Source organism: Microbispora sp. CSR-4, assembly GCF_008033685.1.
GTDB lineage: Bacteria > Actinomycetota > Actinomycetes > Streptosporangiales > Streptosporangiaceae > Microbispora.
This window is the reverse complement of record NZ_VJVX01000022.1, coordinates 26,911-51,600: the sequence shown is the minus strand read 5'-3', so window position 1 is coordinate 51,600 and position 24,690 is coordinate 26,911. Positions and strand designations below refer to the sequence as shown.

The window sequence follows — 24,690 nt, the reverse complement described above, 5'->3', positions numbered from 1 at the left end:
TGTTTCACAAAGCGAGCGACGAGGCGGGCCGCTCCGGCTGCCCGTCGCCGGGTGCGCCCCCCAGGTCGGTGCCTGCCGGGCCGCGGCGGGCGTACCGGACGATCAGCGCCACATCGGCGACCGCAAGCGCGAGGAACACCCCGCAGAACAGGATCAGGGACGCCGTCATCGAGCCGACGGGCGACCGTGCGGCGGCCGTTGTGAGCTCGCCGTACACCGCCCACGGCTGGCGCCCCACCTCGCGCAGCAGCCATCCGCCGAGCGCGGCGACGAAGGGCAGGGGGACGGCGACCAGCATCAGGTAGGCCGCCGGGCGGAACCGGAGGTACCAGTCCCGGTAGAGCAGGACGAGGGCCACGACGATCAGCAGGAAGATCAGATAGCCGACGTCCTGCATGACGTCGAAGGCGGTGGCGATCCAGGCGGGCGGCCGGTAGTCGCCCGCGCCGAACCGCTGCACCAGGTGCGCCCGCACGTCCTCGACGCGCAGGGAGCCGAGGTCGTCGATGTGGCCCTGCAGGGTCGCCGCCTTCATCGGCTGGGTGTCCACGAGCGTCGGGATCTGCACGAACCCGTAGTAGAGCGCCACGAACGCCGCGGGCGTGGCCACGAACAGACCGAGCCGCAGCGAGGCGCGGAAGAACTCCCGCTCGGCCGTGCGCTTGAGGAAGTGGTAGGAGCTCACCCCCGCCACGAACACTCCACCGGTCATCAGCGCGGCGGTGGCCGCGTGCACCAGCGCGTTGATCGCGTTGGGGTTGGTGAGCAGGGCGCCGAAGTCGGTGAGGTAGGCGACGCCGCCGCGCACTTCGTGCCCCACCGGGTGCTGCAGGAAGCCGTTGGCCACCATGATCCAGTACGCCGAGGCGTACGCGGTGAGGGTGACCAGCCAGATCAGCGTGACGTGCACCGCCTTGGGCAGCTTCCCCCAGCCGAAGATCCACATGCCCAGGAAGGTGGACTCGGCGAAGAAGGCGACGATCGTCTCCAGTGCGAGCGGAGCGCCGAAGACGTTGCCGGCGTACTCGGCCAGCCCGCTCCAGGCCAGCCCGAACTGGAACTCCATGACCAGGCCGGTGACGACGCCCAGTGCGTAGTTCACGACGTAGATCTGTCCCCAGAACCGGGTCATGCGCTCCAGGAGCGGTGCGCCCCGGAGGGCGTGCCGGGTGTGCATCACCGCGATCAACGGGGCGAGGCCGAGGGTGAGCATGACGAACAGCCAGTGGAAGCCGGCCGTCGTCGCGAACTGGAGGCGTGCCAGCGTCTCGTCCGTCACCGGTGTCCGCCCGTCGTCGACGTTCGCCCGTCACCGGCGGCGAGAGGACCGGGGCATGGGGGGTGCGACAAATCAGCCCTTTTCTCGCAAAGTCCGCAAGAGTGGACGGATCATATCCTTCTCGTGGCAGGTGCTGGGGGCAGCGGGCCGCATCAGGACGACGCGGGTGCCGTCCCCGCGGAGCGGAACAGGGTGCCGTCGAGCGTCATCGTGAGGCAGCGGGTCGGCTCGTCGGCCGACATGGCCGCGATGGGGCCGCCGGCCAGGACATACCGGCTGAACGTGACCCCGATGAGGTGCGCGCCTCGGGGTCGCGCACCGTTTTTTCGCACATTCGGCTCATGCCCGCGTCGTTCGGGCTCAGCGGCGGAGCCGGGTCACGGTGGCGTACAGGGCCAGGGAGAGGGCCGCCCAGCTCAGGGTGGCGGTCGTGAGGGACAGCCACAGCGGCCAGGCGGTCACGGTGAGCGCGACGACGACGGCGAAGCCGATCAGGCCGATGGCGCCGAAGGTCGCACCCCCCACGTCCTGTACGGCCTGGCGCACGCCCTCCTCCTTGGCGACGAGGGTGACGCTCGCCAGCAGGATCGCCGGGAACGCGAGGAAGAGCCCGCCCGCGCGCGGGCCGGCCAGCACGGACACCACCCCGGCGAGCGCCGACACTCCCACGCCGAACGCGAACCGGACCGCCCAGTCCCGCTTGGGCGGCCGCCGCAGCTCGCTGAGCCGCAGCCGCACCTCTTGCTCGTTCTCAGGAGGCCGCTCGTCTTCAGCAGGTCGCTCGTCTTCACAAGGTCGCTCGTCTTCAGCAGGTCGCCGGCCTTCGTAAGGTCGCCCGTCGCCGGCAACCGGGCCGTCATCGGCCATCCGGCCGTCCGCGCCGTCATCGGAGGGCCGCTCGTCATCCGAAGACCGCCGGTCGCCGGGTGCCGGGCCGTCGTCTCGGCGGGCGCTCATGACGGGTGCGCCGATGGCGGGGCGAGGTCCAGGGCCGCCGGTGGCGGGGCGAGGTCCAGGGCCGCCGGTTGGGGGCGTGGACCGGGGACCGCCGTCGTCCGGACGCCGAGCAGGCCCTGCGGCGCCAGGGCATACCCGGCGGCCACGACGACGCCCCAGACCGCGAGCGCGGCCAGCGCCCCCCGCCAGGCGCCCCACCTGCGCAGCAGAGGAGCGGCGATCAGGCAATAGAGGGTGAACCCGACCGCGCCGATCTGCATGCCCTGAGCCGAGGCGAGGACGTCGGGCACACCGGTGATGGCGGCGGTGACGATGAGGCTGGCCAGGGCCACCGAAGGGGCGGCGCAGAACACCCCGGCGAGCCGTTTCGGCGTCAGCATCTCGGCCAGCGCCGCGAAGGCCAGCACGAAGACGCCCCCGGCCAGCGCCTTCACGACGACCTCCACGATCTGGCCGGTCATCTCGCTCACCCCGCGCCCCCTCCCCCGGAGCCGACACAGATGGATCGGGGGGCGCCGCTCGCCGGTTGAACCGCGTTGATTTCCGGCGCGAGTGTGCCCGAAACCCCCGGCGTGGACCGCGTACAGAGCGCGTCAATACTCGGTGCGAACCCGTATGAAAGCCGTCAAGAGCGTCCAACTGCCACCGATTCGGGACTTTGCTTGTGCTGAGACCGTCAACGGTCCACCGGTCCCGTACGCCGAGCTGCAGGCTCCTAGAGTGACCAGGGAACGGGGGCGGGACGTACGCGGGGTGCGGGCGCTGATCGCGGCCGCGCACACGACCGGCCGCGCGCCGGGCTTCCTGGGGAGCCCGGCGTGACCGTGCTCGAACTCAATCCGGCCCTCGACAGGGAGAGGTGATCGGCCATGCCACGCGGGCGGCTGCGGATCTACCTCGGCGCGGCACCCGGGGTCGGGAAGACGTACGCCATGCTGTGCGAGGGCCACCGCCGCGGCGAACGCGGCACGGACGTCGTGGTCGGCCTGGTGGAGACCCACGGCCGCGCTCGCACCGCGGAGCTGCTGGAGGGGCTGGAGATCGTCCCCCGCAGGACCGTGACGTACCGGGGTGCGGCCTTCACCGAGCTGGACGTCGACGCGGTGATCGCCCGGCGCCCGAGCGTCGCCCTGGTCGACGAGTTGGCGCACACCAACGCGCCGGGCTCGCGCAACGCCAAGCGCTGGCAGGACATCGACGACCTGCTCGACGCCGGGATCGACGTGATCTCCACGGTCAACATCCAGCACCTGGAGTCGGTCAACGACGTCGTCCAGCACATCACCGGCATTCCGCAGCGCGAGACCGTGCCCGACGAGGTCGTACGGCGGGCCGACCAGGTCGAGCTGGTCGACATGGCTCCTGAGGCGCTGCGGCGGCGGCTCGCGCACGGCAACGTGTATCTGCCGGAGAAGGTGGACGCCGCGCTCGCCAACTATTTCCGCGTCGGCAACCTCACCGCGCTGCGCGAGCTGGCCCTGCTGTGGCTCGCCGACGAGGTGGACGAGCAGCTCGACCGCTACCGGGCCGAGCACGGCATCGCCGACACGTGGGAGGCGCGCGAGCGGGTCGTCGTCGCGCTGACCGGGGGACCGGAGGGCGACACCCTCGTCCGGCGCGCGGCCCGTATCGCCGCCCGCACCAAGGGCGCCGACCTGCTCGCCGTTCACGTCACCCGGGCGGACGGGCTCGCCTCCGGGGGCGACCCGGCGCTGCTGGCGCGCCAGCGCGCCCTCGTGGAGAGCATGGGCGGCACCTATCACCAGGTCGTCGGCGACGACATCCCCCGCGCGCTGCTCGACTTCGCCCGCGGCGTCAACGCCACCCAGCTCGTGCTCGGCGCCTCCCGGCGCGGCCGGATCGCGCAGATCTTCGGCCGAGGGGTGGGCGTCGAGACGACCGCCAGGTCGGGCTCGATCGACGTCCACATGATCACGCACGAGCAGGTCAAGAAGGGACGGGAGGGCCCGCAGCGGTCGCGGGCGGCCCTCACCCGGCGGCGCAGGCTGACGGGGTGGGCCGTCGCGCTCACCGGTCTGCCGCTGCTCACCGCCGTCCTGCTGCCCTTCCGGGACACGCTGTCGCTGCCGAGCTTCATCCTGCTGTTCCTGACCACCGTCGTGGGCGTGGCACTGATCGGCGGCATGTGGCCGGCGATCACGGCGGCGGTCGCCGGATCACTGCTGATCAACTTCTTCTTCACCCCGCCGACGCACACGCTGACGATCGCCGACCCGGAGAACCTCTTCGCCCTGGCCGTCTTCGTCGTCGTCGCGGCGGCGGTCAGCATGATCGTGGACGTGGCGGCCCGCCGTACGCGGGAGGCGGCCCGCGCAGGGGCGGACGCCGAGATCCTGTCCGCGCTGGCCGGGCACGTGCTGCGCGGCGAGGGAGCCGTGCCGTCCCTGCTCGCGCGTACGCGGGAGACGTTCGGCCTGGTCTCGGTCACCCTGCTGGAACGGCGGCCCGAGGCGGGACAGGGGCCGGACGACCGGTCCGACCCCGCCTCGTGGCGGATCGTCGCCACCTCGGGGGGAGAGCCGTGCACCTGCCCGGACGCCGCGGGCACCGACGTGGACATCGACGGCGACCTCGTGCTCGCCGCGCGCGGTCGGCTGCTCGACGCCTCCGAGCGCCGCGTCATCGAGGCGTTCGCCGCGCAGATGGCCGTCGCCCTGCGGCAGGAACGGCTGGAGGAGGAGGCCGGGCAGGCCAGGCCGCTCGCGGAGGCCGACCGGATGCGCACCGCGCTGCTCGCGGCGGTCAGCCACGACCTGCGCACCCCGCTGGCCGCGGCGAAGGCATCCGTGGAGAGTCTGCGCGCCACCGACGTCGAGTGGTCCCCGGAGGACCGCGCCGAGCTGCTGGAGGCCGCGGACGAGTCGCTGGCCAGACTCGACCGCCTGGTGGCCAACCTGCTCGACATGAGCCGCCTGCAGGCCGGGGTGCTCGGCGTGGCCGCCCAGCCGGTCGCCGTCGAGGAGGTCGTGCCCCGGGCGGTGGACGACCTCGGGCCGCTCGCCGCCGAGGTGAAGATCGACATCCCGCACGACCTCCCCGAGGTCGTCGCCGATCCGGCGCTGCTGGAGCGGGTGCTCGCCAACCTCGTCGGCAACGCCGTCCGCTACACCCCCGCAGGAGAGAACGTGCTCGTCACCGCCAGCAGATACGGAGACCGGGCCGAGATCCGGATAATCGACCGCGGGCCCGGTGTGCCGCGCGACGCCTACGACCGGATCTTCCTGCCCTTCCAGCGGCTGGGCGACCGGGACAACCACAGCGGCGTCGGGCTGGGCCTGGCCCTGGCGCGCGGACTGACCGAGGCGATGGGAGGCCGGTTGTCACCCGACGAGACACCCGGGGGAGGGCTCACCATGATCCTGACCCTGCCCGTCGCCGTACACCTCCACGACCTGCGGGAGAGCCCCGCGGATCTGGGGGGTGCGGCGTCATGAGCCGGATCCTCGTCGTCGACGACGAGCCGCAGATCCTCCGCGCGCTGCGGATCAACCTGGCGGCGCGCGGGTATGAGGTCGCCGTCGCGGCGGACGGCGGCTCCGCGTTGCGCGAGGCCGCGGACCGGCGTCCCGACCTGATCGTGCTGGACCTCGGGCTGCCCGACATGGACGGAGTCGACGTCATCCACGGCGTACGCGGCTGGAGCAGCGTGCCGATCATCGTGCTGTCGGGACGCAGCGGCAACCAGGACAAGATCGACGCGCTGGACGCCGGGGCGGACGACTACGTCACCAAGCCCTTCGGGGTGGACGAGCTGCTGGCCCGCGTACGCGCGGTGACCCGGCGCACCGGCTCCCGGGAGAGCGAGCCCGCCCGTGTGAGCATCGGGGAGCACGTGATCGACCTCGCCGAGAAGACCGTTTCCGGCGACGTACGGCTGACCCCGACCGAATGGCACATCCTCGAACTGCTCGTGCGCAATCCCGGCAAGCTGATCAGCCAGCGGCAGCTGCTGCGCGAGGTGTGGGGCACGCAGTACGTCAAGGAGACGCATTACCTGCGGCAGTACATGGCTCAGCTCCGGCGCAAGCTGGAGAAGGATCCCGCCCACCCCGTCCACCTGATCACCGAGCCCGGCATGGGCTACCGCTTCACCTCCTGACGGCCGCACTTCCGCTGCCATCCTTCGAGCGCTCCGGCACGCGTCGTGGGACGGCGCTTAGCGGCAGGACGCCTCGGGACGGCGTCCTGCGGACGGCTCGAAACGGGCGTTGGGAAAGTGCGTCGAGGGACGGGGTCGAGGGCGCGGAACTGTCGGTCGGGTCCGGAAGAATCACTCTCATCATGACCACCACCGCGCTGCCCACGTCCGCGCTGCCCACGTCCGCGCCGCCCGTCGCCGCGCGGACCATCACTGCGCCGCCCCCGCCCGTCCCGGCCACCGTCGCCGCGCCGGCCGAGGCGCCGGCACGTGCCCTGCCGGTCGAGCTCATCGACGGCCCGGGAGGCAGGCTCTACCTGCTGCCCTTCGCGCCGCTCACCCCCGACGACTGCGAGGCCTTGTCCGTGCTCCTCGCCGCCCGCGCCGCCGCCGTACGCAGGAAGGAGTCCGCCACGCCCCAGCCCGAGTAGACCCGGCCTGCGCGCTCCAAGGGGGTGTGTGGTGCGGATCACATCAGGTGCGTGTCACGTATGGGCGGGCCGCTTCCATCTGCTGGTCGTCAACGGTTCGGACGAGGAGACGGAACGATGAGCGCACAGCACGAAGCCGGGGCGGCGACCACCCACCGAGTGGTGATCCTCGGGGCGGGATACGCGGGCCTGTCCGCGGCGATCCAGCTCGGGACGAGGGTCAAGCCGGGCGGCAACGTTCGGGTGACCCTGGTGAACGCGCAGGAGCGGTTCACCGAGCGGCTGCGGCTGCACATGACGGCGAGCGGGCAGCGGCTCGCCGAGCTGAGCATCCCCGAGCTGCTGGAGGGCACGGCCGCGCACTTCGAGCGCGGGTGGGTGACGGCGGTGGACGTGAACGCGAAGACCGTGCGGATCGACGACGAACGCGTCCTGCCCTACGACACGCTCGTGTACGCGCTGGGCGGCGTGGCCGACACGGCGGCGGTCCCGGGAGTCGAGGACCACGCCTACACCCTGAACACCGCCCAGGACGCCGAGGTGCTGGCCGACCGGCTGTCGGGGCTCGGCAGCGGCACGGTGGTGGTCGTCGGCAGCGGGCTGACCGGCGTCGAGTCGGCCGCGGAGATCGCCGAGCGGCACCCGGAGCTGCGCGTCGTGCTGCTGGGCCGCGGCGAACCCGGTGCGGCCATGAACCCGAAGGCCAGGGCTTATGTGCGGGCCGCGCTCGACCGCCTGAAGGTGCAGGTGCGCAGCGGAGTCGAGGTGGTGAAGGTGCTGCCCGGCACGGTCAAGCTGGCCGGCGGGGAGAGCGTGCCGGCCGACGCCGTCCTGTGGACGAGCGGCACGCGGGTGTCGCCGCTGGCGTCCGCCGCCGGGCTGACCGTCGACGACCACGGCCGGGTCGTCACCGACGCCGCACTGCGGTCGGTGTCCCACCCCGAGGTGTACGCCGTGGGTGACGCGGCGGCGATCCGTCAGGGCTACGGCGTCATGCACGGCACCTGCCAGGGCGGCATGCCGACCGGTGTGCACGCCGCGCTGTCGATCCTCCGGACGCTGAAGGGCAAGCGGCCCAAGCCGTTCCGCTTCGGCTACTACCACACGCCGGTCAGCCTGGGCCGGAACGACGCGGTCGTGCAGTTCACCCACCCCGACGACAGCCCCCGGCGGCTGTATCTGACGGGCCGCGTCGCCATGCGATACAAGGAGACGGTGACCGCAGCACCATGGCCCACGTGGGGCCGCATGAAGAAGATGCCCGCCTCGGGCGCGTTCTGGCCCCGCGGTGGCCGCTTCACCCGCGTGCGGGAGGCGTGATGACCGAGCTCCCCGGCATGACCGAGCCCTCCGGCATGGCCGGGCCTCCCGACATGCCCCAGCCTCCCGGCGTGAGCGAGACCCCTGGCATGACCGGGCCTCCCGGCGTGGCCGAGCCCTCCGGCATGACCGGGCCTCCCGACATGCCCCAGCCTCCCGGCGTGAGCGAGACCCCTGGCATGTCCGGGCCTCCCGGCGTGGCCGAGCTCTCCGGCATGGGCCTGCCTCCCGGTATGACCCGGCGTCCCGGCATCACGCAGCCTGGCGACCTCGACCAGCAGGTGTTCGTGCAGCATCGCAACCTGCTGTTCTCGGTGGCCTACCGCATCCTCGGCTCCGCGGCCGACGCCGAGGACGCGGTCCAGGACGCCTGGCTCAACTGGTCGGCGGCCGACCGTTCGCAGGTGGCCGACCCGAAGGCGTACCTGACGCGGATCGTGTCGAACGTGGCGCTGGAGCGCTTGCGCTCCACGCAGCGCAAGCGTGAGGCCTACGTGGGGCCGTGGCTGCCGGAGCCCATCCTGACCAGCGCAGACACCGCCGAGACCATCGCCGACGCCGATTCGGTGTCGATGGCGATGCTCGTGGTGCTTGAGACGCTGAGCCCGCTTGAGCGCGCGGTGTTCGTGCTCAAGGAGGTCTTCGACTTCAGCCACGCCGAGATCGCGGAGGCGGTCGAGCGTTCCGAGGCCGCCGTACGGCAGGCCGCGCACCGCGCCCGCGAGCACGTGGCGGCCCGGCGGCCGCGCTTCGCGGCGGACCGGTCGCGGCAGCGTCAGGTCACCGAGCGGTTCTTCGCCGCCGCGACCGGCGGTGACATGAATGCTTTGATGGAGCTGCTGTCCCCGGACGTCACCCTGTGGACGGACGGCGGCGGCAAGGTACGCCAGGCCCTGCGCCCGGTCATCGGCGCGGCGACGGTGGCCGCCTGGTTCGCCTCCATCGGCACGGTCAGCTACCAGGGCGTCGAGCCCGCAGACATGAACGCCGAGCTCGTCGAGATCAACGGCGGTCCCGGCATCGTCTTCGGCGCCCCGGGTCGTGTGATCGCCACCGTCACCTTCGATTTCGACACCGACGGCCGGATCACCACCATCCACAACGTGGCCAACCCGGACAAGCTCCAGGCGGTCGCGGATGGCACTCCCCGCAGTCTCGGGACGCGGTGAGCCCCGCGTGAGGGTGGCCGCTCAGGACACGCAGCAGGTGGAGCAGACCTCGGCGTCCGGCAGCGTGACCCACAGGCAGCACGTGCGGCGGCGATATCCGTCGCCGTCGGGCGTGAGCAGTCCGGCCACCGGCGGCCCGATCTCGTCCAGCAGGCGGGCCGCCTCGGCGTACGGACCGATCGTGAGCAGCGGGTGGGCGAACGCCTCCGCGGTCGAGCCCCACAGGGTGCGCTCGCCCACCTTGGTCAGGGTGCCGAGCGCCCTGACGAACGGATACTGGCTCTCCAGGAGCGCCTTCCTGATGGCCGCCGCGAGGTCGGGCACGACGACGGTGCCCTCGGCTCCGGCCAGCGGGTCGCCGGGGAGCACGGCGACGGTCACCCGCGACGCCGCCACCGTCACCCCCGCGGCGGACGGCCTGACCAGCGTGTCCTCCAGGCGCATCAGCGGCACCCGGCGGCCGAGACCCCAGCCCAGGGCCATCGGCATCGTGTGCCAGTAGCCGTAGGTCTTCCACAGCAGCGCCGCCGCCACGTGACGCGGCGCGCTCCAGCGTGCGGCCGTCTCGTCCACCAGCGCGAGCAGTCCCTCGTACGGCTCTCGCACCAGGGCGGCGGCAGGGGTCCAGCCGGGGGAGTCGTCGGCGACCAGCCCGGGCAGCACCCCCAGCACGCCGCCGCGCTCCGCCGCGAGGCCTTCCAGATGGCTGGAAAGGGTGTCGAGCAGCACTCCGCACTCCTTGGTCTCAGTGGTGGTCATCGGTGGTGGTCTCTGGCGAGGAAGAGCAGCCGGGCCCGCTTGTCCGGCAGGTCGATCTCGGGCCCGAGCGTGAAGCCGGTCCGCAGCATCCGGTCGATCACCTTGTCGTTGCGGGTGTCCGGCTCGGCGACGATCCGGGTGTGGCGCGGGTCGGCGAACACGTACGCCAGGAGCACGGACAGCAGGGCGGGGGTGAAGCCGCGCTCGCCCTTCCCCGTCGCCGGCCCGACGAGCAGGTGGACGCCGAAGTCGCCCGGCTGGACGTCGTAGCACTCCCCGACCGGGTCGGCCTCCGGCTCGTATGTCTGGAAGAGCGCCACCGGCCGGTCGTCGCGGCACACGAGATAGGCGTGATGGGTGGCGAGGCCATCCAGATAGTCATAGATCTCCAGCACCCGCTCGCGGCTCGCGTCGAGCATGCCCCAGAACCGGGCCCGCTCCTCGGTCACCCAGGAGTGGATGAGATCGGCGTCGGCCGGCGGGTCCACCGGCACGATGCGGAAGGTGCCGAACCCCTCGACCGTCTGTTCCCACACGGCCGCACGCCGTGCGGGGGCCGTGGTGTGCGCCTCAGTCGTCATGCCGCTCCTCGATGAGTAGGTCCCAGTCGGTGATCACCGGTGCGAGTTCACCGCGCAGCCACAGCGGGTGCTGGTCACGCCAATGGGGGTCGCCGGGCACGCCGCTCGCGCCGAACGGCACGATCCACAGGCTCCCGTCGCGCCGCGCGAGGTCCCACACGTAGCGCGCCGCCGGGCCCCGGGCGAAGTGATGGGTGACGCCCGGCACGCTCGACGTGGACAGCACGCAGTCGTGGTCCCCCGGCACGCCCGCCTCCCCCGGCACCGCGTCGTCCACAGAGCCCTGGCTTTCCACACGGCCCGTGTCCACAGAGCCCGCGCCTTCCACAGAACCCGCGCATGCGTCGTCCACAGAAGCCGGGTCGTCCACACGGCCCGTGTCCACCGGGCTCGCGCCCTCCACAGAACCCGCGCATGCGTTGTCCACAGAGCCTGGGTTGTCCACAGAAGACTGCAGGGCGCGCCAGGGGGCGAGGCGGTGCAGGTCGCCCCACCGGACGCCGGCGAGCTCGTCGCGTGCCGCCACCTCCTCCAGCGCCGCCCGGGCCAGCTCCGCAAGGGCCGCCCGGTCCAGCCCGGGCAGCACGTCGGTCGTCAGCAGGCTCTCCAGCGCGTACGCGACACGGGGGGTCAGCGCGAGCCACGGCCGGAAGACCTCGGGCGCCTCCGCGTCCACCCCGGCCAGGCATGCCAGGGCGGGGTGGGCCGCCAGGCGGCGCACCACCTCGGCGCGGACCTCCGCGTACGCCGCCGCGTCGATGCTGGCGACGTCCATGCGCCGGTCCCAGGCCGCCAGCCGGTCCCGCAGGCGTACGGCCTCGGGACTGAGCCCGCCCAGGCCGTCCAGCCCGGCCAGTCCGTCCAGCCCGGCCTGCCCGCGCAGCAGGTCGAGGAGAGGGCCGGCGCTCGGCAGCAGGGTGTCGGTGTGGACGGACGCCATGTCCGCGGCCGACCAGCGCGGCGAACCGTCGAGCAGCCGCCGGATCCGGTCGGCGCGGTGGCGCGGTGCGAACTCGACGCCGAGCGGCGCGGCGATCCCCCGCTCGTTGGCCATGACGGTGATGCCGGAGATCTCGCGGCGGGGCAGCGGCGCGTAGTCGCCGCTCCACTCGTGGCCGGGCTCCCAGGCGGGCACGGCCCGCAGCCCGTTGTCCGGATGACGGACGGGCACCACCCCGGCGACGCGGTGCAGGAGGCCGCCGGAGGTGTCGGCGGCGAGCACGACGTTGACGGGCTCGGCCCAGTGGTCGAGCGCCCGGTCCACGTCGGCCACCGTCTTCGCCCGCAGCAGCGACGGCAGCGCCGCGAACCCCAGGTCATGGCGCACCCGGGGCGGATAGCGCAGGCTCACCGCCTCCCACACACCGCCCGGAAAGCCACGCGGAAAGCCACGCGCGTGATCCGGACCTTCCGCGGTCGCCGGTCCCCCCTCGCCCACTTCCGGTCCGGGCCCGGCGTGCATGACGACCGGGCCGCGCTCGGTCTCGACGACCTCGACCTCGACCGGGGCCTCCCCCGCCACCTCGATGGTCTCGACGTGGGCGGCGCAGGGACGCCAGCCGTCCGGTCCCAGCGCCTCGACGCCGCCGTCCCGCCGCCGGAGCCGCTCGCGGTAGAGGTCCTGGTAGTCGGCCATGGCGTTGGTGATCGCCCAGGCGACCGAGCCGGCGTGCCCGAAATGGGCGATGCCCGGAACGCCTGGCACGGCCAGCCCGATCACGTCGAACTCGGGACAGGCCAGACGAATCTGCTGATAGAAGCCGGGGTCCTCGATGAAGCGATGAGGATCGCCCGCGATCAGAGCCGCGCCGGTGGTGGTGCGATCGGCGGGGACCAGCCAGCCGTTGCTCCCGCCGCTGCCCGGCCCGTCGGCCGCGAACACCGCGACCGCCTCGGGACCCAGCCGCTCGGCCACCGCCGCGCGCCACAGCTTGGCCGGAAAATGCGCGAAGAGGATGTGGTGCGACAGCCAGATCGCCAGCGGCGTCCACGGCTCCCACCGGCCCGGCGTGAGCCCCGCGGCCGTCCCCTCCCGCGACGCCGCGAACTCCGGAGCCCGGCGTGCTCCCGCGGGCATCTCCTCCCGCGCGGACTCCGGATTCCGGCGCGTTCCCGCGGCCGTCCCCTCCCGTGACGCGGTGAACTCGGGAGCCCGGCGTACCCCCGCAGCAAGCCCCGCGTTGACGCCGTCCACGTAGGCGCGCACCCAGCGCGCCGTGTCGTCGTCCAGGGCGTCCAGGGCGCGCAGGCAGCGCTCGGCGGTGTCCGCCAGCCGGGCCTGCCGGGCGAAGCGGTCCCACGCGACGGCGTCCGGACCGAGGATCGCCGCCGACGTGCCGGTCGCCCGGCGCCGCTCGACCTCGATCTGCCAGGCCCGGTCGATCGCCGTGACACGTCCCTGCGCGAAGGCCAGCTCGTACGGATCGCCCGCGCGCAGGTGGGGAATGCCCCAGGCGTCCCGATAGAGCCCGTTCGGCGTGGTCATCGCGTGGCCGTACGGCGGCGGGCGGCGGGGACGACCAGCGGTGTGCCGGTCTCGGGGTCGTCGATCACCCGGCAGGGCAGCCGGAAGACCTCCTCCACCAGGTCGGCCGTCATGACCTCGCCCGGCGTCCCGGCGGCCACGACCCGGCCGTCGCGCATCGCGATCAGATGAGTGGCGTAGCGGGCGGCGTGGTTGAGGTCGTGGAGCACCGCCACGAGCGTGCGTCCGCGCTCCTCGTGCAGCCGGGCGCACAGGTCGAGCACCTCGATCTGGTGGGCGATGTCCAGATAGGTCGTCGGCTCGTCCAGGAGCAGCAGCGGCGTCTCCTGTGCCAGCGCCATCGCGATCCACACGCGCTGGCGCTGCCCGCCGGACAGTTCGTCGACCAGGCGTCCGGCCAGGTCGGCGACCCCGGTGGCCTCCATCGACGCGTGCACCACCCGCTCGTCGTCGGACGACCACTGGCGCAGCAGCCGCTGGTGGGGATAGCGCCCGCGGCCGACGAGTTCGGCGACCGTGATGCCGTCCGGCGCGACGGACGTCTGGGGCAGCAGGCCGAGGGTCCTGGCGACCTTCCTGGCGGGCAGGGCGGAGATGTCCCGCCCGTCCAGCAGCACGCTGCCCGCGGCGGGCCGGAGCGTGCGCGCCAGCGCCCGCAGCAGCGTGGACTTGCCACAGGCGTTGGGCCCGATGATCACGGTGAACGACCGGTCGGGGATGACGACGTCGAGACCCTCGGCCACGACCCTCTTGTCGTACGAGAGGGTGAGCGCGCTGCCGCGCAGGCGCGGCCCGTCCTCCTGCATGCCTGCCATCACGTTTCCGTCCACGATCGTGCCGGTCATATCCGTCCCGCCTTCCGCTGGGCGGCGAGCAGCCAGACGAGGTAGCCGCCGCCGAGCACCCCCGTCACCACCCCGACCGGAAGCTGGTGGCCGGCGAACAGCCGCTGCGCGGCCAGGTCGGCGCCGGTCAGCAGCGCCGCGCCGGTGCACGTCGCGGCGAGCAGGTTGGGCCCGGGCGCCCCGGTCATCCGCCTCGCCAGGTGGGGGGTGGTGAGCGCGACGAACGACACGGGCCCGGCGGCAGCCGCCGCGAGCGAGGTGAGCAGCACGGCCGCCGCCACCAGGGTCAGCCGCAGTCCCTGGACGCGTACGCCGAGGCCGCGCGCCAGGTCGTCGCCCATCTCCGTCATGGCCAGCGGGCGGGCGCAGCCGATCAGCACCACCGGCGCGAGCACGGCCATCGCGGCGAGCAGCGGGAGGACGTCCTCCCAGCCGCGCCCGTCGAGGCTGCCGGTGAGCCACAGCATGGCCCGCGCCGCCTCCATCAGCCGTCCCCGGGTCAGCAGATAGCCGTTGACGCCGGTGAGGATCGCGGTGGCGCCGATGCCCACCAGCACGAGGCGGTGGCCGTGCAGTCCGCCGCGCCAGGCCAGCGCGTAGATGACCGCGCCGGTGACGACGCCGCCGAGCACCGCGCCGCCCGCGAGCGCCGCGCTGCTCCCGCCCGTGACGACCACGAGCAGCGCCCCCGCCGCCGAGCCCTGGGTGAACCCGAGCAGGTCGGGGCTGCCCAGCGGGTTGCGTACGAGCGACTGGAAGACCGCCCCGGCCAGTGCGAGGGCGGCGCCGACGAGCAGCGCGGTGACCACGCGGGGCAGCCGGAGCTCCCACACGATGAACTCATCGGCCGGTGCGCCGCCGCCGAGGAGGGTGCGGACGACGTCGGAGGGGCTCATCGGATAGTCGCCGCCGCCCACCGCGAGCACGCCGAAGACGAGCGCGAGCAGCAGGCAGCCGGCTCCGACGGCGACGGCCCTCGGCCGCAGGGGGATGCCGCCGGCGACCCTGCGGACGGGCATGGGCCCGACGGCGGTCATGCGCGGACCTTCCTTCGCACGAAATACAGGAACAGCGGGCCGCCGAGCACCGCCGTGACGATGCCCGCCTGCAGCTCGCCCGGCCTGGCCACCAGCCGCCCGAGCACGTCGGCGCCGAGCAGCAGCACGGGCGCGAGCAGCGCGCAGCAGGGGAGCATCCAGCGCTGGTCGGGGCCGGTCAGCGCCCGCACGAGGTGCGGCACCATGAGCCCGACGAAGACGATCGGCCCGCAGGCCGCCGTCGCCGCCCCGCACAGCAGCGTCACCGCCACGATGGCGCCCGCACGCACCCGTGCGGGGTGCGCGCCGAGCGAGCGTGCCGAGTCGTCGCCGAGCGCGAGCGCGTTGAGCGGCCTGGCCAGGGCCAGCGCCGGCAGCAGGCCCGCCACGACGAACGGCGCCATCATGGCCGAGGTTTCGCCCTGTGCGCTCGCCAGCGAGCCGACCGTCCAGAAGCGCATGGTCTCCAGCGAGGCCGAGTCGAGCAGCATCGTCCCGTTCACGTACGAGTAGAGCGCGGCGTTGACGGCGGCTCCGGCGAGCGCCAGCCGCGCCGGGGTCGCCGCGCGCCCGCCGCCCACGGCGTAGACCAGCACGGACACGGCCGCCGCGCCGGCCAGCGCGAACCAGACGTAGCCCTGGAACGTCCCCACCCCGAAGATCCCGGCGGCCGTGGCGACCGCCGCGGAGGCGCCCGCGTTGATCCCCAGCAGGCCGGGGTCGGCGAGCGGGTTGCGGGTCAGCGCCTGCATGACGCCGCCCGCGACGCCCAGCGCGACTCCGGCGAGCAGCCCGAGCAGGGTGCGCGGCAGCCGCATCTGGTGGACGACCGTGTAGGCGGCCGAGCCGGGGTCGACGAGCCCGTGCCACACCTCGGCCGGGGAGAGCTGCCGGGCGCCGAGGCCGAGGCTGAGCACGAGCACGGCGGCCAGGGCGATCGCCGAGCCCAGCAGTGCCGCGGCGCGCCGGCCGTTTTCCGCGCGTTTTCGCGGCGGCCCCGCAGGCCCGCTGATCTGCGAGGACTCCATGACGACCACGGCCGGCTCCGGTGGGGGGGCGTGGGGGCGATTTCGCTCACCCCTCTGGACAAGAACTTAGGTAAGGGTAACCTAACTACCGATCAACCCCAAAGACCCCCGGGTCAACGCGAGAGAAAGACGAACCGTGCGATACCTGACCTCCCCCATGCCCCGTCGCGGCTTCTTCGCGGCGGGCGGAGCGGCCGTACTCACCCTGGCGCTCGCCGCCTGCGGGTCGAGCGATCCGGCACCCTCCTCCGCAGGTCAGAGCGCGAAATCGTGGTCTTTCGTGGACGACAGGAAGGAGACCGTCACGGCCGCGGCCGTCCCGTCGCGGATCGTGGCGTTCACCGGGACGGCCGCCGCGCTCGTCGACTACGGGCTGCAGGACAAGATCGTCGGTGTCTTCGGCGAGACCAAGCGCGCCGACGGCTCGCCCGAGCCGCAGGCCGGCGACCTCGACGTGAACAAGGTCACGATCCTCGGCAACGTCTGGGGCGAGTTCAACATCGAGAAGTACGCCGCGCTGCGTCCCGACCTTCTCGTCACGCACATGTACGACCCCGGTGCCCTGTGGTATGTCCCCGACGAGAGCAAGGACAAGATCGTCAAGCTGGCCCCGACCGTGGCCGTCAGCGTGGCCCGGGTGCCGATGACCGAGCCGATCGAGCGGTACGCCGCCCTCGCCGAGTCGCTGGGCGCGGACCTCGGCGCACCGAAGGTCACCGAGGCCAAGGCCAGGTTCGAGGCCGCCGCCGAGAGCGTGCGCAAGGCGGTCGCCGACAACCCCGGCATCAAGGTGCTGGCCGCCTCCGGCAGCCCCGACGTGCTGTACGTCTCCAACCCCGAGGTCAACACCGACCTCATGTACTTCGCCCAGCTCGGGGTCGAGATCGTCAAGCCCGACAAGCCCGGTGACGGCGGCTACTACGAGAACCTGAGCTGGGAGAACGCCGACAAGTACGACGCCGATCTGATCCTGCTCGACAACCGCAGCACCGCGCTGCAGCCCAAGGACCTGACGTCGAAGCCGTCCTGGGCCAAGCTGCCCGCCGTCAAGGCAGGCCAGATCATCGGCTGGGACCCCGTGCCGCGCTTCTCGTACGCCGGAGCCGCCCCGATCCTGGAGGGCCTGGCGACGGCGATCAGGAACGCCGAGAAGCTCGGCTGACCCCACTCCGGAACCCGGGGACACGTGTCGACTCCCAAAAGTTAGGTTCGCCTACCCTAACTTCTTCACGGTAAGGATGACAATGACCTCTCCCCATGCCGGGACCGTGCGGCCGTACCTCTTCAACGACCGCACGGTGGAGGGATACCGGCGGGCGATGACCGAGGCGACCGCGCGGGTGGCCGACCGGATCCGGCGCGCCGACCGGCCGTTCAGCGGCGTGTCCCCGGAACGGCTCGCGCCGGAGATCGCCGCGATCGACCTCGAACGGCCGCTGCACGACCACGCCGCCGCCCTCGACGAGCTCGAACGGGTCTATCTGCGCGACGCCGTCTATTTCCACCACCCCCGCTATCTGGCCCACCTCAACTGCCCGGTGGTGATCCCCGCGCTGCTGGGAGAGGCCGTGTTGTCCGCGGTGAACTCCTCACTCGACACCTGGGACCAGAGCGCGGGCGGCACGCTCATCGAGCGCCGCCTGATCGAGTGGACGGCCGGCCGGATCGGCTTCGGTCCCGCCGCTGACGGCGTCTTCACCAGCGGCGGCACCCAGTCGAACCTCCACGCCCTGCTGCTCGCCCGCGAGGAGGCCCGTACGGAGGCCCCACCGGCGCGGCTGCGCGTGATCACCTCGGAGGCCGGGCACTTCAGCGTGCGCAAGGCGGCCGACCTGCTCGGGCTCGGGCCCGACGCCGTCGTCACCGTGGAGACCGACGGCGAACGGCGGATGCGGCCGGCCGCGCTCGCCCGCGAGCTCGACCGATGCCACCGCGCCGGGCAGGTGGTGATGGCCGTGGTGGCCACCGCGGGCACCACCGACTTCGGCTCGATCGACCCCCTGCCGGAGATCGCCGCGCTGTGCGAGGCCGCCGGGGTGTGGCTGCACGTCGACGCGGCCTACGGCTGCGGGCTGCTGGTCTCCCGCAGGCGGCGGCACCTGCTCGACGGCATCGAGCGGGCCGACTCGGTCACCGTCGACTTCCACAAGTCCTTCTTCCAGCCGGTCAGCTCCAGCGCCGTGCTGGTGCGCGACGGCGCGCTGCTGCGGCACGCGGCCCACCACGCCGACTACCTCAATCCCCGGCGGATGGCCGAGCGCGGCATCCCCAACCAGGTGGACAAGAGCCTGCAGACCACTCGCCGCTTCGACGCGCTCAAGCTCTGGCTGACGCTGCGGATCATGGGCCCGGACGCGGTCGGCGAGCTGTTCGACGAGGTCGTGGACCGCGCGGCGGAGGCGTACGACCTGATCGCGGCGGACCCGCGCTTCGAGATCGTCACGCGGTCGCCGCTGAGCACGCTGGTCTTCCGCTACCTGCCGCCGGACGGCCCGCGGCACGGAGGCCTGGGCCGCAAGCTCGCCGACGACGCCAACCTGTACGCCCGGGAGGCGCTGGCCGCCTCCGGCGAGGCCGTCGTCGCGGGCACCACGGTCGACGGCCGCCACTACCTGAAGCTCACCCTGCTCAACCCGGAGACCACGCTGGACGACGTCGCGCACGTCCTCGACCTCCTCGCCGGACACGCCCAGCGGTACGTGGACGACCTGGCTCCGCTCACCGAGGAGGTGACGCATGTCTGCTCATGACTTCGTCGCCATCGGGCTGGGGCCGTTCAATCTGGGCCTGGCCTGCCTGGCCGAGCCCATCGCGGAGCTCGACGGCGTGTTCCTGGAGGCGCGGCCCGGCTTCGCCTGGCACCCCGGGATGATGCTCGACGGCGTGACGCTGCAGACGCCGTTCATGGCCGACCTCGTCACGCTGGCCGACCCGACCTCGCCCTACTCCTTCCTCAACTACCTGAAGGAGACCGGCAGGCTCTATCCCTTCTATATCCGCGAGAGCTTCTACGCGCTCCGCGCCGAATACGACGCCTACTGCCGATGGGCCGCCGCACGGCTGCGCAGTGTCCGCTTCGGCCACCGGGTGACCTCGGTGACGTACGACGAGGCCGACGGGCACTACGTCGTACGCGCGGTCACCGACGGCGGCGCGGAGACCGAGCACCGTGCCCCCCATCTCGTGCTCGGCACCGGCACCCCGCCGTACGTGCCGGAGGCCTGCCGCGGCCTCGGCGGCGACCTCGTCCACAACGCCGGTTATCTCGACGCCAAGGCCGCGCTACAGGCGAAGGAGAGCATCGCGATCGTCGGCAGCGGGCAGAGCGCCGCGGAGATCTACCGCGACCTGCTGGCCGACGTCGACACGCGCGGCTACCGGCTCACCTGGGTGACCAGGTCGCCGCGGTTCTTCCCGCTGGAATACACCAAGCTGACCCTGGAGATGACCTCGCCGGAGTACGTGGACTACTTCCACGCGCTGCCCGAGGACACCCGCTATCGCCTCGAAAGCGAGCAGAAGGGCCTCTACAAGGGCATCGACGCCGCGCTGATCGACGAGATCTTCGATCTGCTCTACGCCAAGACCGCCGGCGGCCCGATCCCCACCCGGCTGCTGACCTGCACCGAGCTGCGCGAGGCGGCGTACGACGCGGGCCGGGGCGAATACACGCTCGGGCTGCGCCACGTGGAGCAGGAGCGCGACTTCACGCTCGTCACCCAGGGGCTCGTGCTGGCCACCGGCTACCGCTACGAGCCCCCCGCCTTCCTCGACCCCGTACGCGACCGGATCCGGTGGGACCGGCACGGCCGCTTCGATGTGGCCAGGAACTACAGCATCGACGTCACCGGCCGGGGGATCTTCCTGCAGAACGGCGCCACCCACGCCCACAGCGTGACCTCGCCCGACCTCGGCATGGGCCCCTACCGCAACTCGTGGATCATCGCCCAGATCCTCGGCCGGGAGCACTACCCCATCGAGAAGACCATCGCCTTCCAGGATTTCGGCGCGCCCGAGGGCGTGATCGCATGAGTGACGTCCTGTTCCGCCGCACCGACGGGCAGGTCGGCGAGCTCGCCGTACGCCACCTCGATCCGGAGGCCGACGCGGTGACCGTGCACCTGTGGGTCACCCATCCCAAGGCCGTGTTCTGGATGATGCAGGACGCCGACGTCGCCCGCGTGGAGAAGGAGTACCGCGAGATCGTCGAGCACCCGCACCGCGACGCGTACCTGGGGCTGGTGAACGGCCGCCCGGCCTTCCTGGCCGAGCGCTACGACCCCGCCCGGGTCGAGCTGGCGGGCCTCTACGACGCCGAGGAGGGCGACGTCGGCATGCACTTCCTGTGCGCGCCCGCCGAGACCCCGATCCACGGATTCACCCTCGCCGTGATCACCACGGTCATGGAGCTGCTGTTCGCCGATCCCGCGACCCGGCGGGTGGTGGTCGAGCCCGACGTACGCAACACGGCGGTGCACGCGCTCAACGCGGCCGTCGGCTTCGAGGTCGTCGGAACGATCGCCAAGCCGGAGAAGGACGCCCTGCTGAGCGTCTGCACCCGGGAACGGTTCCGCGCGGCGGCCCGGGAGGTGCACGCGTGAACTCGTCAGCGGCGGCCCCCATGACGGCGAATCCCGTGGCGGCACACGACCCCATGGCCGCGGTCGCGCATCTCACCCCCGCCACCTGGGAGAAGGCCAACCGGCGGCTGGTGCGCAAGGCGCTCGCCGAGTTCGCCCACGAGCGGCTGCTCACCCCGCGGCCGCTCGGCGACGGGCGGTACGCCGTGCGCGGGCCGGGCGGGGTGGAGTATCGGTTCACCGCCGCGGTCCTGTCCCTCGACCACTGGCACATCGGCGAGGTCACCCGCCACGGGCCCGATGGCGAGCCACTGCCGCTCGACGCGCTGGAGTTCGTCACCGAGATGCGCGGCCCGCTCGGGCTGAGCGACGCGATCCTCCCCGTCTACCTGGAGGAGATCACCTCCACGCTGGCGAGCCTCGCGTACAAGCTGAGCCGCCCGCCGGTCGGCGCGGCCGAGCTGGCGAAGGCGGGCTTCCAGGACATCGAGGCCGCCATGACCGAGGGCCACCCGTGCTTCGTGGCCAACAGCGGCCGGATCGGTTATGGCATCGACGACCACCACCGCTACGCCCCCGAGGCCGCCGCGCCCGTACGGCTGATCTGGCTGGCCGCCCACCGCGACCACACCACGTTCACCTGCTCGCGCGACATCGACTACGAACGGCTCATGCGGGGCGAGCTGGGCGAGGAGGTCCTGGCCCGCTTCGCGGGCACGCTGGCCGGCCTGGGGCTCGACATGGCCGACTATCTGCTCGTGCCGGTGCACCCCTGGCAGTGGTGGAACCGGATCGCCGTGACGTTCGCGGCGGACGTCGCCGAGCGGCGGCTGGTCTGCCTGGGCCCCGGCGACGACGAGCACCTCGCGCAGCAGTCGGTGCGCACGTTCTTCAACGCGAGCGAGCCGTCCCGGCACTACGTCAAGACCGCCCTTTCGGTGCTGAACATGGGCTTCGTGCGCGGCCTGTCGGCGGCGTACATGGAGGGCACCCCGGCGATCAACGACTGGCTCGCCGACCTGATCGCGGACGACGAGGTCCTCCGCACGACCCGCCTGACGATCATCCGCGAGCGGGCGGCCGTCGGCTATCGCAACCGCCGGTTCGAGGCGGCCACCGACCGCCACTCGCCCTACCGCAAGATGCTGGCGGCGCTGTGGCGGGAGAGCCCGGTCGCGGGCCTGGAGCCGGGCAGGCGCCTGGCCACCATGGCCTCCCTGCTCCACACGGACCAGGACGGCCGGTCGTTCGCGGCGGCGCTGATCGAGCAGTCGGGCCTCGCCCCCGAGGTGTGGCTGCGGCGCTACCTCGACGCCTACCTCGTGCCGCTGCTGCACGCCTTCTACGCGTACGACCTGGCGTTCATGCCGCACGGCGAGAACGTCATCCTGGTCCTGAACGGCGGCGCGGTGGAACGGGTGATCTTCAAGGACATCGCCGAGGAGATCGTGGTGATGGACCCGCACGCGGAGCTGCCGCCCGAGGCCCGGCGGATCCGCGCCGAGGTGCCCGAGGAGCACCGGCTGCTGTCGATCTTCACCGACGTCTTCGACTGCTTCCTGCGGTTCCTCAACGCGGTGCTCGCCACGGACGGCGTGCTCGACGAGGACGCCTTCTGGCGGACCGTCGCCGAGTGCGCGACGGCCTACCAGCGGTCGGTCCCTCACCTCGCGGAGCGGTTCCGGCGCTACGACCTGTTCGCGGAGACGTTCGCCCTGTCGTGCCTCAACCGCCTGCAACTGCGCGACAACCGGCAGATGGTGGACCTGACCGACCCGTCGGCGGCACTGCAGATGGCCGGCGAGCTGGTCAACCCCATCGCCCGATTCGCTCCGGTTCGTCGTGAGGGCGGAGCGGTTACGCGGGCGCGTACGTGAGGCAGTCGGCCTCGTCCAGGGAGTAGCCGATGTCGATGCCGGGCGCCTGGCACTCCAGCGACACGTTGTGCTGGCAGTCGGAAATCTTGCAGGCGCCCACCCGGCCCACGGTCTGCTGGTCGCCCCCCGGTGTGGGTGCGGTGAAGAACGTGTCGCAGTGCGCGTGGGACACGTCCCCGACCGTGATGGCGGTGGCGTGGCAGGTGCCGTCGCGGTTGTACGCGCACGAGGTGGCCTGGCAACGGTTGACTACGGGCATTTCCATGGGCGGCTGCTCCCTCTGACGATCGTGGCTTTCGTCCTGGCTCATACCGCCTTCGACCAGGTCGGCAATCTCCACCGAGATCCCAGACTCGGCCAAGCCACGCCAGGGGACACAGCAGTTTGGTGCAGCAGCTCCTCGGCCAGGGCGAGGAGCTGCAGGGCGGTCGGGTCGGCGGCCCCGCCGTCGCGTGGCACCCGGGGCGGAGATGCGTTGCAGCAGCACGTGGACGTCGTCGCCGCCGCGGCCGGAAGGCGGTGCAGGCCGCCACCTAAACTGGGACGCACTCGTGCGGGATCCGCTCCCCTTGGCGACCGTCGTACGGACCCGTGATCAGGCCGGGCGGCGGGCCCGGCCGCAAACGGGCCGCGAAACGGGCCGCGAAACGGGCGCAGAACGAACGCGGGGCGGGTGGCAGGCCGGGTGGTGAGGAGGACGGTGTGAGCCGGCGCGTACGCGGCGATCGGGAAGAGGCGGATCTGCCGGTCGACCCCGACGTGGACCTCCGGCATGCACCGGACCCGTTCCGCACGCCCGCGCCCCCGGCTCGCGGCCGGACCTGGGATGTCCTCGCGGTGATCGCCCTCGGCGGCGGAGCCGGCGCCGTGGCCAGATATCTGGTCGGCCAGGCCTTCCCCGGGCCGCCCACCGGATTTCCCTGGGGGACGTTCCTCATCAACGTCACCGGCTGCTTCGCGCTCGGGCTCCTGATGGTCTTCGTCCTGGACGTCTGGCCGCCGAGCCGCTACGTCCGGCCGTTCTTCGGGGTCGGCGTCCTCGGCGGGTTCACGACGTTCTCCACCTTCAGCGTGGAGATCGTCGACAGGGTGTCGCGCGGCGCGGGGGTGGTGGCCGGTGCGTACGCCGCGGCGAGCCTGGTCGCCGGACTGGTCGCGGTCTGGTGCGGCATCGTCCTCGCCCGCACCCTGGCGGGCCTCCCCGTACGGCGAGGCGGGAGGAAGGGCGAATGAGACTGCAGGGGCCCGCGCAGCGGCTGACGATCCTGATCGGCGAGAGCGACCAGTATCGGCACCGGCCGCTGTACACCGAGATCGTGCACCGGGCGAGGGCGATGGGCCTGGCGGGGGCGAGCGTGTTCCGGGGCATCGAGGGCTTCGGCGCGTCCTCGCGCATCCACACGAGCCGCCTGCTGTCGCTCAGCGAGGACCTGCCCGTCGCGGTCGTCATCGTGGACATCCCGGAGAAGATCACTGCGTTCCTGGCGGAACTGGACGAGCTGGTGACCGAGGGCCTGGTGGTCGTCGATCCCGTGGAGGTCTACCGCTACGTCGGGCGTGAGGCGGGGCGGGGCGAGTCGTGACCCTGCTGCTCGTCTTCCTCGGCGGCATCGTCGGCGCCCCCGCCCGTTATCTCCTCGACCGCCTGGTGCAGCGCCTGCACGACAGCGTGTTCCCGTGGGGCACGCTGTCGGTCAACCTGTCCGGGGCGTTCGTGCTCGGGCTGCTGTTCGGCGCCCACGACCACCTCGGGCTGCCCACCGCCATGCTCACCCTGCTCGGCACCGGCTTCTGCGGTGCGTTCACGACGTTCAGCACGTTCGGCTTCGAGACCGTACGGCTGCTGGAGGAGGGCTCGGTGCTGGAGGCCGGGCTCAACGCGCTCGGCAGCCTGGTCTTCGGCGTCCTCGCCGCGGCCGCCGGATTCGCGCTGGCCGCCCTCCTCGCCTGACCCGACCCGGCCGCGCGCTTCCCTGAGACCGGCCGCGCTGTTTCCCCAAGACCGCCCGGTCGTGCTGCTCCCCCTGAGACCGGCCGCGCTCCCCCTAAGACTGGCCGGCCGCGTTGCTTCCTGAGACCGGCCGCGTTGCTTTCCCGGGACCGCCCGGCCGTGCTCCTTGCCCGGGACGGCCCCGGCCGCCCCGCGTGTGGAGGAGCGGGGCGGCGCGTCTCGGACGGCCGAC

The 24,690-nt window shown here is 72.5% G+C and carries 25 protein-coding genes; 14 read left to right on the top strand and 11 right to left on the bottom strand.

Translation table 11 applies throughout. The features are described from left to right. Window positions 1–4: 4 nt before the first annotated feature. From FLV34_RS17875 to FLV34_RS17860, 4 genes are all read right to left on the bottom strand, one after another. Window positions 5–1,279: a cytochrome ubiquinol oxidase subunit I gene (locus tag FLV34_RS17875; protein ID WP_147943617.1), complete on the bottom strand. Its 1,275-nt coding sequence runs from the start codon at window positions 1,277–1,279 to the stop codon at window positions 5–7. Window positions 1,280–1,431: 152 nt separating this feature from the next. After that, a complete protein-coding gene (locus tag FLV34_RS17870) occupies window positions 1,432–1,611 on the bottom strand; it encodes a hypothetical protein (RefSeq protein ID WP_142650010.1) in 180 nt (59 codons plus the stop codon). A gap of 28 nt (window positions 1,612–1,639) precedes the next feature. Further along, on the bottom strand, window positions 1,640–2,017 hold the full coding sequence (locus tag FLV34_RS40515) for a DUF3147 family protein (RefSeq protein WP_168066259.1): 378 nt from the start codon (window positions 2,015–2,017) through the stop codon (window positions 1,640–1,642). Window positions 2,018–2,232: 215 nt separating this feature from the next. Continuing rightward, the gene (locus FLV34_RS17860; protein ID WP_261985820.1) at window positions 2,233–2,697 is read right to left on the bottom strand and encodes a DUF3147 family protein; all 465 of its coding nucleotides are present in this window, start codon (window positions 2,695–2,697) and stop codon (window positions 2,233–2,235) included. Between the two features lie 259 nt (window positions 2,698–2,956). On the opposite strand from FLV34_RS17860, the gene FLV34_RS42540 reads away from it, so the two are divergent. From FLV34_RS42540 to FLV34_RS17830, 6 genes are all read left to right on the top strand, one after another. Further along, window positions 2,957–3,058, top strand: coding sequence for a potassium-transporting ATPase subunit C (locus FLV34_RS42540; RefSeq protein ID WP_142650007.1), 102 nt, complete (start codon window positions 2,957–2,959; stop codon window positions 3,056–3,058). Window positions 3,059–3,105: 47 nt separating this feature from the next. Beyond that, window positions 3,106–5,691 (top strand): sensor histidine kinase KdpD, encoded by a 2,586-nt coding sequence (locus FLV34_RS17850; protein WP_147943615.1) that lies wholly within the window; start codon window positions 3,106–3,108, stop codon window positions 5,689–5,691. After that, complete coding sequence (locus FLV34_RS17845; RefSeq protein WP_142650005.1) at window positions 5,688–6,356, top strand: response regulator; 669 nt, start codon at window positions 5,688–5,690, stop codon at window positions 6,354–6,356. The genes FLV34_RS17850 and FLV34_RS17845 overlap by 4 nt, the downstream gene beginning before the upstream one ends. Before the next feature lie 182 nt (window positions 6,357–6,538). Then, window positions 6,539–6,826, top strand: coding sequence for a hypothetical protein (locus FLV34_RS17840; RefSeq protein WP_147943614.1), 288 nt, complete (start codon window positions 6,539–6,541; stop codon window positions 6,824–6,826). A 117-nt stretch (window positions 6,827–6,943) separates the two neighbouring features. Next, entirely contained in the window at window positions 6,944–8,146 is a 1,203-nt protein-coding gene (locus FLV34_RS17835) for an NAD(P)/FAD-dependent oxidoreductase (protein ID WP_142650003.1), read from the top strand. Beyond that, complete coding sequence (locus FLV34_RS17830; RefSeq protein WP_315985199.1) at window positions 8,146–9,315, top strand: RNA polymerase sigma-70 factor; 1,170 nt, start codon at window positions 8,146–8,148, stop codon at window positions 9,313–9,315. Before FLV34_RS17835 ends, FLV34_RS17830 begins: the two co-directional genes overlap by 1 nt. A gap of 21 nt (window positions 9,316–9,336) precedes the next feature. Here the strand turns inward: FLV34_RS17830 and FLV34_RS17825 are convergent, their stop codons facing one another. Genes FLV34_RS17825 through FLV34_RS17800 form a run of 6 tightly spaced genes read right to left on the bottom strand, consistent with a single transcriptional unit; the run spans window position 9,337 to window position 16,050 of the window. After that, complete coding sequence (locus tag FLV34_RS17825; RefSeq protein WP_142650002.1) at window positions 9,337–10,074, bottom strand: (2Fe-2S)-binding protein; 738 nt, start codon at window positions 10,072–10,074, stop codon at window positions 9,337–9,339. Beyond that, a complete protein-coding gene (locus tag FLV34_RS17820; RefSeq protein WP_142650001.1) occupies window positions 10,071–10,655 on the bottom strand; it encodes a GNAT family N-acetyltransferase in 585 nt (194 codons plus the stop codon). The genes FLV34_RS17825 and FLV34_RS17820 overlap by 4 nt, the downstream gene beginning before the upstream one ends. Further along, window positions 10,645–13,140, bottom strand: a complete 2,496-nt coding sequence (locus FLV34_RS17815) for a penicillin acylase family protein (RefSeq protein WP_147943613.1) — start codon at window positions 13,138–13,140, stop codon at window positions 10,645–10,647. The genes FLV34_RS17820 and FLV34_RS17815 overlap by 11 nt, the downstream gene beginning before the upstream one ends. After that, on the bottom strand, window positions 13,137–13,946 hold the full coding sequence (locus FLV34_RS17810) for an ABC transporter ATP-binding protein (protein WP_142650078.1): 810 nt from the start codon (window positions 13,944–13,946) through the stop codon (window positions 13,137–13,139). The genes FLV34_RS17815 and FLV34_RS17810 overlap by 4 nt, the downstream gene beginning before the upstream one ends. Window positions 13,947–13,981: 35 nt before the next feature. Next, window positions 13,982–15,022, bottom strand: a complete 1,041-nt coding sequence (locus tag FLV34_RS17805) for an iron chelate uptake ABC transporter family permease subunit (RefSeq protein ID WP_261985816.1) — start codon at window positions 15,020–15,022, stop codon at window positions 13,982–13,984. Beyond that, on the bottom strand, window positions 15,019–16,050 hold the full coding sequence (locus tag FLV34_RS17800; RefSeq protein ID WP_142650076.1) for an iron ABC transporter permease: 1,032 nt from the start codon (window positions 16,048–16,050) through the stop codon (window positions 15,019–15,021). Before FLV34_RS17800 ends, FLV34_RS17805 begins: the two co-directional genes overlap by 4 nt. A gap of 136 nt (window positions 16,051–16,186) precedes the next feature. On the opposite strand from FLV34_RS17800, the gene FLV34_RS17795 reads away from it, so the two are divergent. The 5 genes from FLV34_RS17795 to FLV34_RS17775 all read left to right on the top strand — a co-directional run bounded on the left by FLV34_RS17795 (window position 16,187) and on the right by FLV34_RS17775 (window position 22,507). After that, window positions 16,187–17,212 carry an ABC transporter substrate-binding protein gene (locus tag FLV34_RS17795; protein ID WP_222709547.1) on the top strand — a complete coding sequence of 342 codons (1,026 nt, stop codon included), beginning with the start codon at window positions 16,187–16,189 and terminating at the stop codon, window positions 17,210–17,212. Window positions 17,213–17,294: 82 nt separating this feature from the next. After that, a complete protein-coding gene (locus FLV34_RS17790; protein WP_315985198.1) occupies window positions 17,295–18,800 on the top strand; it encodes an aspartate aminotransferase family protein in 1,506 nt (501 codons plus the stop codon). Next, on the top strand, window positions 18,787–20,082 hold the full coding sequence (locus tag FLV34_RS17785) for a lysine N(6)-hydroxylase/L-ornithine N(5)-oxygenase family protein (RefSeq protein ID WP_147943611.1): 1,296 nt from the start codon (window positions 18,787–18,789) through the stop codon (window positions 20,080–20,082). The genes FLV34_RS17790 and FLV34_RS17785 overlap by 14 nt, the downstream gene beginning before the upstream one ends. After that, complete coding sequence (locus FLV34_RS17780; protein WP_147943610.1) at window positions 20,079–20,651, top strand: GNAT family N-acetyltransferase; 573 nt, start codon at window positions 20,079–20,081, stop codon at window positions 20,649–20,651. The genes FLV34_RS17785 and FLV34_RS17780 overlap by 4 nt, the downstream gene beginning before the upstream one ends. A gap of 20 nt (window positions 20,652–20,671) precedes the next feature. Continuing rightward, window positions 20,672–22,507 carry an IucA/IucC family siderophore biosynthesis protein gene (locus FLV34_RS17775; protein ID WP_315985201.1) on the top strand — a complete coding sequence of 612 codons (1,836 nt, stop codon included), beginning with the start codon at window positions 20,672–20,674 and terminating at the stop codon, window positions 22,505–22,507. Here FLV34_RS17775 and FLV34_RS17770 read toward each other — a convergent pair. Continuing rightward, a complete protein-coding gene (locus FLV34_RS17770; protein WP_142649996.1) occupies window positions 22,488–22,772 on the bottom strand; it encodes a DUF1540 domain-containing protein in 285 nt (94 codons plus the stop codon). The genes FLV34_RS17775 and FLV34_RS17770 overlap by 20 nt on opposite strands. 437 nt (window positions 22,773–23,209) lie before the next feature. On the opposite strand from FLV34_RS17770, the gene crcB (FLV34_RS17765) reads away from it, so the two are divergent. The 3 genes from crcB (FLV34_RS17765) to crcB (FLV34_RS17755) are packed head-to-tail and all read left to right on the top strand — an operon-like array spanning window position 23,210 to window position 24,458. Continuing rightward, complete coding sequence (crcB, locus tag FLV34_RS17765) at window positions 23,210–23,740, top strand: fluoride efflux transporter CrcB (protein WP_261985815.1); 531 nt, start codon at window positions 23,210–23,212, stop codon at window positions 23,738–23,740. Next, window positions 23,737–24,090, top strand: coding sequence for a DUF190 domain-containing protein (locus FLV34_RS17760; RefSeq protein ID WP_147943609.1), 354 nt, complete (start codon window positions 23,737–23,739; stop codon window positions 24,088–24,090). The genes crcB (FLV34_RS17765) and FLV34_RS17760 overlap by 4 nt, the downstream gene beginning before the upstream one ends. Beyond that, complete coding sequence (gene crcB / locus FLV34_RS17755; RefSeq protein WP_142649994.1) at window positions 24,087–24,458, top strand: fluoride efflux transporter CrcB; 372 nt, start codon at window positions 24,087–24,089, stop codon at window positions 24,456–24,458. Before FLV34_RS17760 ends, crcB (FLV34_RS17755) begins: the two co-directional genes overlap by 4 nt. Window positions 24,459–24,690 lie beyond the last annotated feature (232 nt).